The 14729-nt window shown below is 69.0% G+C and carries 8 protein-coding genes; 5 read left to right on the top strand and 3 right to left on the bottom strand.

Annotation, left to right across the window (positions count from 1 at the left end; translation table 11 throughout):
• Positions 1–171: 171 nt before the first annotated feature.
• Positions 172–1353, bottom strand: coding sequence for a MarP family serine protease (locus tag E3O18_RS03705; RefSeq protein WP_134396428.1), 1182 nt, complete (start codon positions 1351–1353; stop codon positions 172–174).
• A 162-nt stretch (positions 1354–1515) separates the two neighbouring features.
• Here E3O18_RS03705 and E3O18_RS03700 point away from each other — a divergent pair, with 162 nt between their 5' ends.
• Complete coding sequence (locus E3O18_RS03700) at positions 1516–2712, top strand: DUF4192 domain-containing protein (protein WP_134396427.1); 1197 nt, start codon at positions 1516–1518, stop codon at positions 2710–2712.
• A 68-nt stretch (positions 2713–2780) separates the two neighbouring features.
• Here the strand turns inward: E3O18_RS03700 and E3O18_RS03695 are convergent, their stop codons facing one another.
• Together E3O18_RS03695 and E3O18_RS03690 are read right to left on the bottom strand one after the other, a co-directional pair.
• Positions 2781–4286 (bottom strand): aspartate aminotransferase family protein, encoded by a 1506-nt coding sequence (locus tag E3O18_RS03695; protein WP_134396425.1) that lies wholly within the window; start codon positions 4284–4286, stop codon positions 2781–2783.
• A gap of 4 nt (positions 4287–4290) precedes the next feature.
• Positions 4291–4770, bottom strand: coding sequence for an Lrp/AsnC family transcriptional regulator (locus tag E3O18_RS03690; RefSeq protein ID WP_134396423.1), 480 nt, complete (start codon positions 4768–4770; stop codon positions 4291–4293).
• Positions 4771–5296: 526 nt separating this feature from the next.
• On the opposite strand from E3O18_RS03690, the gene E3O18_RS03685 reads away from it, so the two are divergent.
• From E3O18_RS03685 to E3O18_RS16030, 4 genes are all read left to right on the top strand, one after another.
• Positions 5297–6391, top strand: coding sequence for an FHA domain-containing protein (locus E3O18_RS03685; RefSeq protein WP_166784874.1), 1095 nt, complete (start codon positions 5297–5299; stop codon positions 6389–6391).
• A gap of 37 nt (positions 6392–6428) precedes the next feature.
• Complete coding sequence (locus E3O18_RS03680; RefSeq protein WP_241976683.1) at positions 6429–7226, top strand: protein phosphatase 2C domain-containing protein; 798 nt, start codon at positions 6429–6431, stop codon at positions 7224–7226.
• Between the two features lie 118 nt (positions 7227–7344).
• Positions 7345–8799, top strand: a complete 1455-nt coding sequence (locus tag E3O18_RS03675) for a serine/threonine-protein kinase (protein WP_134396417.1) — start codon at positions 7345–7347, stop codon at positions 8797–8799.
• A complete protein-coding gene (locus tag E3O18_RS16030; RefSeq protein WP_166784673.1) occupies positions 8796–14726 on the top strand; it encodes an Ig-like domain-containing protein in 5931 nt (1976 codons plus the stop codon). Before E3O18_RS03675 ends, E3O18_RS16030 begins: the two co-directional genes overlap by 4 nt.
• Positions 14727–14729 lie beyond the last annotated feature (3 nt).

Raw genomic sequence — 14729 nt, 5'->3', positions numbered from 1 at the left:
TGCCGGAAACCACGGGTCACCCCACTCCGAAAGAGCAGTCTTACGCGAGAACCTCCGTCGAATTGGTTCGGTACCCGGTGCGGCGTTCCGCTTTGGAGCACCAGAGTCCACCGGGCACAGTCAGTTTTGACCGTAGGCAGCGACACAGTCAGTCGACGCGGACTCACTCAGTTAGCCGCTGATGCAGGTGCCGGACGAGACCGGGGAGCCGAGCGTGGCGGCCTGCTCTGCGACCGGGTCGACTTCCTCCATGGCGAGGGCGTAGCCGAGGTTCTCGGTGGTGGTCGACTTCGCGAAGATGACGCCCGTCACGATGCCGGCCTCGCTGAGCAGGGGGCCGCCCGATTCGCCGTGGTCGACGTCGGCAGCCAGCGTGTAGATCTGCCGGGAGGACGGGTCCTGCCCGTAGATGTCGGCGACCAGGGCTGGGGCCACGGCGACGACCTCGGCCGGCGCCGATTCGAATGGCCCGCCGAAGGGATAGCCGCTGCTCACCGCGAGGCTGCCCGGCGGAAGATTGTCGCCAAGGGAGAGCGGGGGAGCCTCGAGCCCCGGCACTGCGATCACGGCGAGGTCCACGATCGGGTCGAAGTAGACGATCTGACCAGAACGGGACCTGCCGTCGGGCGTGACGACGACGGGCTCCTCCACCCCGGCGACGACGTGAGCGTTGGTGAGAACCCGATCCGGAGCGATCACGAAACCGCTGCCGGACTGGTTCTGTCCGCACGCATAGGCGGTGCCGTTGATCTTCATCACCGACGCGCTCGCCGCGCGCAGGGCGTCACTGTCGGTGCCTACGCTCGGCACGACCGGGGCCTCGCCGTTGAAGGCCTCCACGACACGCGGGATGCCCTCGGTTACAACGATGGAGCGCAGTTGGGCCAGGAAGCTCTTCACCTGATCGGGGGTCAGGGAGTCGATCGAGCGGATCACGCTCGACGAGCTCACCGCCGACGACACCACCGGGACCCCGAGGGCACCGATGCTGAAGGCGATCATCGAGACCACGAGGGCCGACACCGCGACAGCTGCGCCGGCGCCGAGCACGCGGTCGACGACCCGGAGCTTGTTGCGAGTGCCCTGGGGAGTCAGGATCCTGCCGATGGAGCGTCCGAGCGAGAGGCCGCCGATCAGCAAAACAGCTGCGGCCGCGAGGGTCGCGGCCGTGCGCCACTCCGCGGCGGGAACCCAGGTGCCCACGAGCGGCACCAGAAAGTAGGCCGCGACGGCACCCGCTGCGAGTCCGGCGATTCCGGCGATGCTGCCGATGAGGCCGCTGCGGTATCCGGAAATCAGGTAGCCGAACAACACGACCAGCAGCAACACATCCAGAAAGGTTGAAAATGCCATCCGTGCACCTCGTTCTGTTGTCGGTGTCGTGCGCTTGCCCACCGGCCGCATCCGTCTGTTCCAGAGTACGTGGCCAGTCCTCCCCAGAATGTGAATCCGCCGAGTCGTGCACCGACCCGACCCGGATCGGGAGGTGGAGGCGGTTCTGGAGAGGGTGGACCCATGAACAGGACAATCGTCAAGACCAGGGAAGCACATGACTTCCTCGCGCTCGTGCCGCAGCTCGCCGGGTTCTTGCCCGAGAAGAGCCTGGTGCTCGTCGCCTTCCGCGGCAACCGCACCTGCGGGGCGATGCGGTTCAACCTGCCCGACCCTGCGGCACCGGAGAAGGTGCTCAAGCGCATCGCCACCACGCTCGTGGGAACGCTCTGCAAGATCCCGGACGTCGACGCGCTGGTGCCCGTCGTCTACAGCGACGAGAACATCGTGGCTGTGGCCGGCCTGCCGCAGGAACGCTTCGTCGAGGTGCTGTGCGCTCGCGCCCGGCTCTCCGGGTTCCTGCTTCGCGACGCCCTGTGCGTGGCCGCCGACGGGTGGGGCTCGTACTTCGACCCGGACTGCCCGGCCGGCGGGCATCCGCTCCGCGCGATCGCCGCCTCCGAGGTGCACCGGGCCATCCCCGAAGAGGTTCGCCGCGACCTCGCGACGCTGCAGAGTCGCGCGGACCTGCCGGCGGTCGACCCGTCGATGAGAGAGCGGCTCGGCCGCCGGCTGGCGCGCTATCAACGCCTCGGTGGCCAGGCCGGCACGGTGCCGGAACTGCTTGAGTTGGCCGGCGACATCCTCGACCCGGTGGTGGCCGCGGAGGCGGCGCTCGATTGTGACCCGCAGAACCTGGCGCTTGACGACGCGGCCGCGTTGCTGTTCCTGATGCAGGGGCCGGCCTGCCGGGACCAGATGATGCTGCAATTCGCCTTCGGAGAGACGGTCGGCCGCAACACGCACTGCCTCAACCTGCGGTATGCCATCCTGCAGCGATCCACGGGGCGGAGCCTGGACGACATCATCGCTGAGGAGCAGTCCGACGGACTCGACAGCCCGCACTCCCGGGTCACGAGCGACCTTATGCTCGGGCTCGGCCGGGAGCGCCCCGACCCCGAACGCATCGAGCCGGCGATCCGACTGCTGAAGGTGCTGGTCGCTCTGGCGCCGCGCACGGCCAGACCGGCGCCGCTGTGCATGCTGGCCTGGCTGTCGTGGGCGATGGGGCGCGGGTCGGTCGCCGGAATCTTCGTCGACCAGGCACTCGCCATTGACCGGCACTACGGCATGGCTGAGCTGCTCCACACCGTTTTCGGTTCGGGGCATTTACCAGACTGGGCGTTCGCGGTCCCTCCGGACGAAACCGAAAACGCCTGAGCCGAATGCCACAATCGGACTTCCGGCGGCAGGTGACCGGCTTCAGGCATCCGGTTGGCCGGTAGCGGCTACAGGTACTTGGGCGCCTCCGACAGCACGCCGTACAGGATGTCGCCGATCTCACTGAATTCGGCCGGGCCGATCGTCAGCGGGGGAGCGAGCTGCACGACGGGGTCGCCGCGGTCGTCGGCACGGCAGTACAGCCCGGCCTCGAACAGCGCCTTGGAGAGGTAGCCGCGCAGCAGGCGCTCAGACTCGGCGTCGTTGAAGGTCTCCTTGGTGACCTTGTCCTTCACCAGCTCGATTCCGAAGAAGTAGCCCTCGCCGCGCACGTCGCCGACGATCGGCAGGGCGAGCAGCTTCTCCAGCTCGGCCCGGAAAAGCGGCGAGTTCTCACGCACGTTCTCGTTGAGCTTTTCCTCCTCGAAGATATCGAGGTTGGCCATGGCCACGGCCGCGGAAACCGGGTGGCCACCGAATGTGTAACCGTGATAAAAGGTCGTGTCACCGTGCTTGAAGGGCTCGTAGATGCGGTCGCTGATAATGGTGGCGCCGATCGGGGAGTAGCCGCTGGTCATGCCCTTCGCGCAGGTGATCATGTCCGGCTCGATCCCGAAGGTCGTGGACGCGAACATGTTGCCGATGCGTCCGAAAGCGGTGATGACCTCGTCGGCCACCAGCAGCACGTCGTACTGGTCGCAGATCTCGCGCACCCGCTTGAAGTAGCCGGGAGGCGGCGGGAAGCAGCCGCCAGAGTTCTGCACGGGTTCCAGGAACACCGCGGCCACGGTCTCCGGGCCCTCGAACTGAATCATCTCTTCGATGCGGTTGGCGGCCCACAGGCCGAACTTCTCCACGTCGTCGCCGAACCCGGAACCCAGCTCGTCGGCGCGATAGAAGTTGGTGTTCGGGACGCGGAATCCGCCGGGGGTGACCGGTTCGAACATTTCCTTCATGGCCGGGATGCCCGTAATGGCCAAGGCGCCCTGCGGGGTGCCGTGGTAGGCCACGTTGCGGGAGATGACCTTGTGCTTGGTGGGGCGGCCCTGCAGCTTCCAGTAGTACTTGGCCAGCTTGAAGGCGGTCTCCACGGCCTCGCCGCCTCCGGTCGAGTAGAAGACCCGGTTGAGGTCGCCGGGCGCGTTTGCGGCCAGACGATCGGCTAGCTCGATGGCGCTCGGGTGGGCGTAGGACCAGATTGGGAAGAACGCGAGTTCCTCGGCCTGCTTCGCCGCCACCTGGGCGAGCCGCTTGCGGCCGTGGCCGGCGTTGACGGTGAACAGCCCGCTCAGGCCGTCGATGTACTTCTTGCCATTCGAGTCCCAGATGTGGTGGCCGACACCCTTGGTGATGATCGGCACGCCGTGGCCGGATTCGAGCACGGACTGGCGCGAGAAGTGCATCCAGAGGTGGTCTTTCGCCTTCTGCTGCAGGGTGGCGTTCTCTGCATCCGTGTAGACGCGGGGGGTGGCCGACGCCTCGGCTGTGGTGTCGCCGGTGCTGTCGGTGGCAACTTCGGCGGCGACTGCGGTGTCGGACGCGGCGGAGTCGGTGGTGGCTGATGTGATTGTCATTTTCTTACCGTGTTCCCCAGTTGTAGAACTGCTTGTGGAGTTTGAGATAAACGAAGGTCTCGGTGGAGCTGACGCCCTCGAGACCACGGATCTGTGAATTAAGTAGGTCGATCAGCTCGTCGTCGTCCTCGCAGACAACTTCGACCAGCAGGTCGAAGGATCCGGCCGTCAGGACGACGTAGTCGACGGCCGGAATGGCGGACAGTCGGTCCGCGAGCAGTCGAGTGTCCCCGGTCGCGCGGATGCCGATCATGGCCTGGCGGAAGAAGCCCAGCTGCATCGGGTCGGTGACGGCGACGACCTGCATGACGCCGGCATCCGTCAATTTCTGCACGCGCTGTCGCACTGCGGCCTCACTCAGGCCCACCGCCTTGCCGATTTCGGCATACGAGCGTCGGCCGTCGTTCTGGAGCTGCTCGATGATCTTCTTCGAGACCTCATCCAGTGGGGCCGGCCTGCCCGCATTGCGCCCGTTTACGCTCATCCAGCGAGTATGCCAGCGGGAGTGACCTCAGGCAAGCGATTCCGCAGCAATTCACGCCAAACACAACGGAATCCTTGGAAGATTGCCTGGTTCAGGCTCGTTTCCCGCCGCTGGGATGGTCGCTGATGGGGAGGTTCCGAGGGCCATCGAACCACTCGGGAGTCCCGTGAGCGCTCGCGACCTTCGCAATGTCGTCAACGGCGGGCACCGTCGAATTCGTTCGGGACGGAGTTGATCCTCGGCTCGGCTCGGCTCGGCTCGGATCGACGTGGTGGCCGGAACGGACGTTCATCCCGCGCCGCGGTTCTCTGCTCGATTGCGGCGGCGGCGGGAGCAGTCGCCTGGTCGCGGAGATGCCGCACGGCGGATTCACGCACTCCGGCTACGGTAAAGACGTGTCGATGTACGTGCTCGAGGACTACACGCGAATCACGCGCGCCCTGTCACTTATTGACCACCGACCTGAACGGCCACTGAATCGGCGTCCGAATATTGATCGTCAACGTAACGGAAAGGCACCATTCCCGTGGGGCGCGTCGGATACGAAACCGGTCTCGGCACCGAAGCCGCCTGGACCTTCGTCGTGGGGCGCGGCTTCATCGCCGCACTGCCCGCCGGCACCCCGTCGGGCATCACCCTGACCCTGGCCGCGCTCGTGACGGCACCCCACGTCGAAGCCGAAGAGCTCGTCGCCCTGTTGCCGCTCGGTGGCGAGCACGCCGTCGAGCATTTTGCGGTGATCATTCAGCGCGCTCCCACGGACGAGGACGGCATCCCGGTCTCCGTGGTCGTTCGCGGCGAGGTCGCGGTCGACGTGTACTCGGTCGGTGGGTCGCGCCGGTTCTCGGACGTCAGCATCCGCCCCTGGCTGCTGGCCGACTTCCGGGCCGTGACCGGTTTCACGGTGGGTTCCACCGGGCGACCCGTAGCCTCCTCGCGCGCCCTCGACTCCGGCCGGCCATTCGGGCTCGGATCCGTGTTCGCGAACACGCTGTTCTGGTCGCTGGCAGAGCACAGCCAGGCCGAGGCAGCGCAGGCCGACGTAGCGCAGGCCGACGCTGCGCTGACTGACGCCGGGCTGACCGACGACTCATCTGCCGACGATGCCACGATCGTGCGCTCCGGCGCCCCGGGCCGCGCGGCGGGCGCCGACACCGTTCTCGCCGGCCCGGCCGGGACCGACACCCTGATCACCGACGTGCGGGCGCCCGGGCAGCCCGCGTCCGGGCCTGCGGCCGGCGCACGGGCCCGGGCCGCCGAGGCTCGCTTCGCGTTCCGGCTGCCGAACGGGGAGGAGATCCCGCTGGACCTTCCCTGCCGGCTCGGACGCCGACCGCGAGCGCCGCGCATCAGTGGCGACGCGCCGGTGCGGCTGATCGAGGTTGCCTCGCCCACCTCCGCCGTCTCCGGCACCCACGTGGAAATACGACAGGAGGGCGGCTCTGTCGTCGTCACCGACCTCGGTTCCACGAACGGCACCGTGGTGGCTCCGCCACGCGGGCGCAGGCAACGGCTTCATTCCGGCCAGTCGCTCGCAGTGCTGCCCGGTACGACGGTGCACTTAGGGGACGGTAATATCATCGAGATCCTCCCCGCAGCCGGCAACACGCCCGGTCAGTAATCGCACGGCAATTTCGGAAGGCACAACCGTGACCCAGATTGGTCAAGGCTCAACCGGTTCCATCGTCGTACTTCCGTCGGTGCAGAAGACCGTGACGCTGGCCTGGGCGGCGATCACCGACACCGGGCACCGCCGCCAGATCAACGAAGACAGCCTCGTCGCCGAAATTCCCGTCTTCGCGGTTGCCGACGGCATGGGCGGTCACTCCGCCGGCGACGTCGCCAGCGCCGCCGTCGTGACCCGACTGGCCGAGCTCGCCGGAACGGACCACGTCGAAGCGGAGGCGATCAACGAAGCGCTCAGCCGTTCCGTCGTCGACATGGCCTCGGGCGAGGGTGTTACCGACCTCGGCACCGGAACGACCGTGACGGGGGCCGCGCTGGCCGTCGTCTCCGGCGAGCCGCAGTGGATCGTGTTCAACATCGGCGACTCCCGGGTGTACCAGCTCACCTCCGGCGTGCTGGAGCAGGTCACCACCGACCACTCCGTGGTCCAGGAGCTTGTGGACGCGGGCCGGATCACCAGGGACGAAGCGGATGTGCACCCGCACGGCAACATCGTCACCCGCGCCGTGGGCTTCCACGAACCGCCCGTGCCCGACTATCGCATCCGCCCCCTGCAGGCCGGAATGCGGCTCCTGATCTGCTCCGACGGCCTGACCAAGGAGCTGACGGCGTACGGCATCCGTCATTTCTTGATCTCCAACCCGCGGGCGGATGACGCGGCCAGGGCTCTCCTGGAAGCCGCGCTCGACAACGGCGGCCGCGACAACGTCACGGTGATCGTGCTCGACGTGGTCGCCGTCGACGATGTCGTACCCCCAGAGTTGGGGTAGTTTTCTAGCGTCCGTCCGGCAGCGAGACACCTAAAATTAGGGGACGCCTGTCGAGTCACCCGGTCGATTTGCGCCTACTCACGCACGACCCGCACTAATGTTGACACCGGGAGGCGACATGGCACGGCGCTTACCCTCCACGCCGCCGAACCTACCGGGATTCTCCTATCTCCGTCCGCTCGGATCCGGCGGTTTCGCCGACGTGTTCCTCTACGAGCAGAACATGCCCAGGCGCCAGGTCGCCGTCAAGGTACTGCTGTCCGAGATCGTCAACGATCACGTGCGCCAGCTGTTCCAGGCCGAGGCCAACCTGATGGCCCAGCTCAGCTCGCATCCGTCGATTCTCACGGTTTTCCAGGCGAGCGTCTCCGCGGACGGTCGACCGTATCTCGTCATGGAGTACTGCTCCTCGACCCTCAGCCAGCGCTACCGTAATGAACCGCTCTCCGTGCCGGATACCCTGCGGATCGGTGTGAAGATAGCGAGCGCCGTCGAGACCGCGCACCGGTCCGGGGTGCTCCACCGGGACCTGAAGCCGTCCAACATCCTGGTCACCGCGTATGGGCACCCGGTGCTGTCGGACTTCGGGATCGCCGCAACCCTCGGCGAGGCCGAGAGGAGCGACGCCATCGGGCTCTCCATTCCGTGGTCGGCCCCTGAGGTGCTGCTCGGCGAGATCTCCGGGTCGGTCGCCTCGGAGGTGTGGTCGCTCGGCGCCACCCTCTACTCGCTCCTGGCCGGTAGGTCCCCGTTCGAGGTGGCCGGTACCGAGAACGGTTCGGCCCAGATGATGGCCCGCATCAACAAGGCCCGCGTGCCGCCGCTCGACCGCGCCGACGTGCCGGCCCGGCTCGGCGCCATCCTGAATCGCTCGATGTCGCGGCGGCCGGAACTGCGGCAGCCGAGCGTGCTGGAACTCATCCGAGAGCTTCAATCGGTGGAGGCCGAACTCGGTCTCGCGCAGACGCCTCTCGAGGTGGAGCAGGACAGCTGGGCCGTCGCTGCCCTCGCCGACCAGGAGGACCGGACCCGGATCACGGGCATCAACTCAGTCGACGCCTACGCCGGCCGCCGCCGCCGGAAGGCGTCGCCAACCGGCCTCGGCGCGCGCTCGGCGACCTCGGCACTGCTGAGTACCGGGCAGCTGACCACCGGCCCGCAGGGGGACACTGTGACCACCCGGCCCAAGAAGCGGAGGCGCACGCTCACGGTATGGGGACTCGTGTCAGCGGCGGTGATCATCGTGGGACTGGCGACCACGGCGGCGACCGTGCTGGTGACCCAGGCCGGCACCGACATCCCTCTGGTCAGTGATGTGGATGGCGCGCTCCGCTCCGGAACCATCGTGTTCAGCTGGGCCGACCCCGGGGTCCGGGACGGCGACACGTTCGTGGTGACCCTGCGCAGCGGTCAGAGCAGCATCCAGCGGGGAACGGAATTCCGGGTCGACCCACAGGGACAATCTCGGGTCTGTGCGACCGTCACGGTCAACCGGGACGGCAAGCTCGGTGCTCCGAGCGGGGAAAAATGCGTCGATACCGGCCTTCCGGGCGCGTCCGGCGGCGCCGGGTGATCCGTCGCTGGCTCACCCGCCACCGCTCGCTCTTCGCCACCGCGCTCAGCGGCACCGTGGTCGTGGCCGTCATTGCCACCGTGGCCATCGTCTCCGGTGGGTACACCGCGCAGCGCCTCGACCTCGGAGACGCGGCCGTCTGGGTGAGTAACGAGGCCCGCCAGGTCGTCGGGCGAGCCAATACGGCCGTCTTCGAACTGAACACGGTGATCAGCGCCGGAAGCACCAGCCTCGACGTGGTGCAACGGGGCGCCACCGTACTGGTGCTGGACCGTGGCAACAGCGCCCTCGACATCCTCGACCCCGCGACCGCGGAGGTGGCCGACAGCGTCGCCCTGCCGCCGGACGCTGCCTCGGTCTTCCTGGCCGGCGACCGGGCGGTGGTCACCGCGAACGGCGACGTCTGGAGCGTGGCCGCGAGCCAGCTCTCCGAGTTCGACAGCACCACTGAGCCGACGCTGGCCTTCGGTGCCGGCTCCGTGGTCAGCGTCGACGAGGCCGGCGTGCTGTTCGCCTTCACGCCGGCGACGGGGGAACTCTCCCAGGTCGACCTGCTCACCGCGGACACCATTACCAGCACGGTCACGCTCACGGCCGGCGAAACGGATGACAGCTACCAGCTGACCAGCGTCGACGGCCGGTGGGCGCTGCTCAACGCGTCGAGCCGGCGACTGTTCCAGGCGGAGGGGGTTGAAGACCTCTCCGGGAGCATCCGTTCCGGGGATGAGCCGGTCCTGTCGGAGCCGAGCGTGACGGGCGACCGCGTTCTCATCGCCCACCGTGAGGGGCTCATTGCGGTGCCCCGTGCCGGCGGCCGCCTGACCCCGCTCGTCACCGGCCGGAGCGGAGACGCCGCCGCGCCCGTCGAGGACGCCTCCTGCGCCCATGCCGCCTGGTCGGACGGCACCGTCTGGCGCGACTGCGCGGCGGACGGCGCGGACGGCGCGGAAGGCGGCACCGGAAGCGACGGCGCCACCGCCACCCTGTCCGGCTTCGCCGGGGACGCCCGGCTGGCCTTCCGGCGGAACGGAACCGGACTCGTGCTGAACGACGCCCGCAACGGCACGACCTGGGCAGTGCAGCGGGACAACGAACTGATCGACAACTGGGCCGAACTGATCGACACCGACCCCGATCAGCAGCAGGTCGAGCAGGCGGCTGACGACACCCCGCCGGAGTTCGAGAAGTCCCAGGTGCCACCCGTCGCTGTCGACGACGCTTTCGGCGGCCGGCCGGGACGCACCGTCACCCTGCCCGTGCTGCTCAACGACTTCGACCCCAACGGCGACGTGCTTGTGATCTCGGCGCTCACCCCCGTGCCCGAGTCGGCCGGGCGGCTCGAGCTCGTGGCGGACACTCAGCAGGTGCAGCTGACCCTCACGCCGGAGGCATCCGGATCACTGAGCTTCGACTACACCATCGACGACGGGCGCGGCGGGAGCGCCTCGGCCACGGTCACGGTCGCGGTGCGCTCCCCCGAGGAGAACGCCGCACCCGTGCAGGCCCGCACGACGAACACCACGGTGCGCGCCAGTGGGCGGGTGACCACGGCGGTGCTCGGCGACTGGGTCGACCCGGACGGCGACCCGTTCTATCTGGCGGCGGCGACCGCTCCCGCACCGGACCAGGTCAGCTTCACGCCGGCCGGGTCCGTCGTCTACACGGATGCCGGCGCGGGCGGGGGCGCGAAAACGGTGGGCCTCACCGTCTCCGACGGCCGTGCCGGCGGGGCCGGCGCGCTCTCGGTGATGGTGCGGCCGAGCGGCTCGGTGCCCATCGTCGCCGAGGCGTTCGTGGTGCTTGCGACCGCCGGCAGCGAGGTGACCGTGTTGCCGCTGGAGCATGTGCGCGGCGGATCGGCGCCGCTGCGTCTGAGCAGCGTGCCGGCCAAACCCGAGGTGAACATCACCGCGGACTTCGACGCCGGCACCTTCCGGTTGCAGAGCAGCGTGGTGGGGGTGCACGAGATCGAGTACGCGGTGACGGATGGCGAACTCACCGCCACCGGACGCATCCGCGTGAACGTGACGGCCGCGCCCGACGCCAGCAGCGCCCCCGTCACCGTGCCGCACACCGCCTTCATCCGTGGCCAGCAGGCCACCCTCGTGGACGTGCTCGCCACGGACTCCGATCCGGCCGGTGGGGTGCTTTTAGTGACGGGCATCACGGATGTCCCCGCCGACAGCGGGCTTCGAATCGAGATCCTCGACCAGCGCATCCTGCGCGTGACCCTGACCAAACCCCTCGAGGGCGGAACGGCCGTGTTCGGCTACCGGGTCAGCAACGGCCTCGCCGACGCCGCGGGCACGGTGACCGTGATCGAGATCCCGCCGCCGGCCCAGAAGCAGGCCCCGATCGCCGTGCCGGACTCGATCTCCGTGCGCGTCGGCGACGCCATCGACATCCCCGTGCTCGCGAACGACGAGCATCCCGAGGGTGACACCCTCACCCTGGCGCCGGAGCTCGCGACCGAACTGCCCGCCGGCGGCGGTCTGCTCTTCGTCTCGGGCCGGGTGCTGCGGTTCCTGGCGCCGGACACGGCCGGCAACGTCACCGCCGTCTACCGAGTGAACGCCCCGGACGGCCAGTTCGCGAACGCCGAGGTCAGCATCGCGGTGCGGGAAGCCGATCCCACCTCGAACAGCGCCCCCGTGCCGAAAACCGTGACGGCCCGCGTGCTCGCCGGGGACACGGTGAGCATCCCGATCCCGCTGTCCGGCATCGACCCCGACGGCGACTCCGTGCAACTGGTCGGCCAGGAGACCAGTCCGGAGAAGGGGTCGGTCACGGTCACAGGCGTGGACTCGCTCGACTACACGGCCGGGGAGTACTCGGCCGGCACGGACACGTTCAGTTACTCGGTGGTCGACGCGCTCGGGGCCCGGGCCGTCGGCACCGTGCGGGTGGGGATCAGCCCGCGCCTCGACGGCGCCCGCAACCCGGTCGCCGCTCCGGACGAGGTCGTGGTGCGCCCCGGCAGCACGGTTGCCGTGCGGGTGCTCGGCAACGACTCCGACCCCGACGGCGGCACCCTGAGCATCACCGGCGTGGAGGCGAGCGGCCAGGCCGACCCCGGCACCGCCGTCGTCGACGGCGACACCGTGGCCGTGACCTCACCCGTGACACCGGGTCGCTACGGCTTCATCTATGAAATCCAGAACGTGCGGGGCGGAACGAGTTCCACCTTCCTCACGGTCGTGGTCCGCGAGGACGCCCCGCGCTCGCGTCCGGATGCACGCGACACCCACGTGCCGCTGTCCGACGTGCTCGAGGCCCGGACCGTCGACGTCGACGTGCTGGCCAACGTCTTCTTCGCGGAAGGGCCGGCCGCCGCATTGGCTCTGACGGTGCCCGAGCGTTTCTCGGGAATCGCCGAGGTGACGCCGGCCCGGCGCATCCGGGTCACAGTGGGCCCGACCAGCCAGATCATCCCGTTCGCGGTGGCCCACCCGGAGGACGCGAGCATCGTGTCCTACGCGTTCATCTGGGTTCCCGGGACCGACGACGCCCTACCCCAGGTGCGCCGCGGTGCCCCACCGCTGACCGTGCAGAGCGAGGCGCTGCTCTCCATCGACATCAACGACTACGTCGTCGCGGTCGGCGGAAAAAAGGTGCGCCTCACCGACCGCAGCCTCGTGCGGGCGACGCATTCGGATGGGGCCGACCTGGCCCGGAACGACACCGGCCTCGCGTTCACGAGCACTGACAAATACTTCGGGCCGGCGTCCATTTCGTTCGAGGTCACCGACGGTTCGGGGCCTGAAGACCCGGATGGGCGTACGGCGACCATCGTGCTGCCCATCGAGGTCACGCCCCGCGAGAACCAGCCGCCCGGCTTCAGTGGAGCGGTGCTCGAGTTCGAGCCCGATCAGGAGAAGGTCATCGACCTGCCCCGACTCACCAGTTACCCGTACCCGAACGACCAGCCTGAGCTGGCGTACACCGTGCTCGACCCGCTCCCGACCGGTTTCAGCTACGCGCTCGACGGTCAGACGCTCACCCTGCGCGCCACGGAATCCACCCCGAAGGGCGCGCGGAGCACGATCACGATCGGCGTGCGCGACGGCGTTCAGGAGGGCCGAGCCGGCCGGATCGACCTGCGCGTGGTCGCGTCAACGCGACCCGTCGCCATCCCCGTGACGGATGCCGCGGTCGCTCCCCGCGGTCGCACGACCGTCGTCGACGTGCTCGCGAACGACGGCGCCACCAATCCGTTCCCGTCCGTGCCGCTGCGCGTGCTCGCGGTGCGCGGCCTGGACGGCGGCGCCGTTCCGGCCGGGGTGAGCATCACGCCCAGCACGGACCGAAGTCGGCTGTCGGTCCGGGTGGCCTCGGACGCCGCGCCGACCGACCTGACCCTGCAGTACCAGGTGGCCGACGCGACGAACGACCCTGCCCGCTACGCCTGGGGCACCGTGCGCATCTCGGTGCAGGACAAACCCGATCCGGTGTCCAGCCTGCGCGTCACCGGCTTCTTCGATCGGGGCCTGTCCCTCTCGTTCAACGCCGGGGCCTTCAACAACTCGGCGATCACGGGGTATCAGATTTCTCTCCTCGACGCCGCGTCGGGGGCCGTGCTGTCCACCTCACTCTGCTCAGCGACGTCCTGCCAGGTCGCAACGCCCGGCAACGGCCAGGGCAATGCTCTGCGAGTGTCGGTCGCCGCGCAGAATGGGATCGGGCTGTCCGAGGCGACCGTGCTGTCCGATCGGGTCTGGTCCGACTCGGTGCCGACCGCGCCGACCGGCCTGGTTGCGGAGCCGCTCGACGGCGGGCTGCGCCTGCGCTGGAACATCGTTGCCCCGGTGGGCGGCGGGACGGCGATTCGCGGCTACGTGGTGACCCGGAACGGCGCCGTCCAGGAGGAGGTCAGCGCTTCCGGATCGAGTTGCGCGGCGGGAACCTGCTCCGTCGACGTGATGGGCCTCGTCAACGGCGTGAACACCCCCTTCACGGTCAGCGCCCGCAACGACGCCTACCCGGCTCTGGCCGGTTGGAACAGCGCGGCCGGGAGCGCGACGCCGTTCGGCCCGGCCCGCGCCGGCGCGATCACGGCCAGCGCGGCCGACTCCGCCGGAGCGGTGACCGTGACGTGGGACGGGTTCGACGGCCGCGGCGCCCTCATCGGCGGCTACTTCGTGCAGCGGCTGCGCGAAGATCAGGTTCCCACGGGTGCGCAGGCGTGCACGGTGTCCGCGTCGGGGGAGCTTCGGCCACCGACAGAGGGCGGCATCGTCGCCCAGCAGAGGACGCTCGGCGGCGACGCGACCAGCACCGTGTTCGACAGCCTCCTCGCGGACAACGGCCGCTACTACTTCGCCGTCTGGGGGTACAACAAGGCCGGCTGCGCCCCGACGGCGGTGGCGAGCGTACTCGTGCGCCCGGCGCCCGGACCGGTCACCGATGTGCAGAGCACCATGGCGGCGCGGGGCGATGCCTGGGATCTGCGCGTCGACGGGATCAACCCGAGTTCGGGCATCCGGGACTACCGGCTGCGCGCGGTCGACGGCTCCGGCGGGGTCGTTCCGAGATCCGAGGTCGTCTTCGGCGGGGCCGGCTGGCCGCGCGAGCTTCTGGGTCTCCCGTTCGGTGAGATCGTGCGTTATCAGGTTTCGGCCTGTACCGACTGGGGCTCGTGCGGGCCGTGGTCGGGCACGCTGACCGCGCTCGAGGCCTCCGTCAGCTTCACCGTGACCGGGCTTGCCTACGACCCGGCCACCGGAGTCATCAGCTGGACCAACGGGCCTCAGAACAACGGCCTTCCCGCCGCCTACAGCTGCTCGGTGCCCGGCGACGCCACGGTGACCCCGCGGGATGCCGACTCCCCGAACACCTGCAGGTTCGGCACCGACGCGCCGCCCCCGCCGGCCGGCGCCGTGCTTCTGGCGGTGACCGTGAATAATCAGACCTATACCTATGCGCCGTGAACC

It is taken from the genome of Cryobacterium sp. TMT2-42-4, from assembly GCF_004402645.1.
Lineage (GTDB): Bacteria > Actinomycetota > Actinomycetes > Actinomycetales > Microbacteriaceae > Cryobacterium > Cryobacterium sandaracinum.
Note: the sequence above shows the minus strand (reverse complement) of the source record. Positions and strands in the feature narration are given on the sequence as shown.

What these genes read in the sequence shown, in the direction of transcription:
- E3O18_RS03695 (WP_134396425.1), bottom strand. Translation starts at nt 4,286, where the DNA reads ATGACAATCACATCAGCCACCACCGACTCCGCCGCGTCCGACACCGCA.
- E3O18_RS03690 (WP_134396423.1), bottom strand. Translation starts at nt 4,770, where the DNA reads ATGAGCGTAAACGGGCGCAATGCGGGCAGGCCGGCCCCACTGGATGAG.
- E3O18_RS03705 (WP_134396428.1), bottom strand. Translation starts at nt 1,353, where the DNA reads ATGGCATTTTCAACCTTTCTGGATGTGTTGCTGCTGGTCGTGTTGTTC.
- E3O18_RS03700 (WP_134396427.1), top strand. Translation starts at nt 1,516, where the DNA reads ATGAACAGGACAATCGTCAAGACCAGGGAAGCACATGACTTCCTCGCG.
- E3O18_RS03675 (WP_134396417.1), top strand. Translation starts at nt 7,345, where the DNA reads ATGGCACGGCGCTTACCCTCCACGCCGCCGAACCTACCGGGATTCTCC.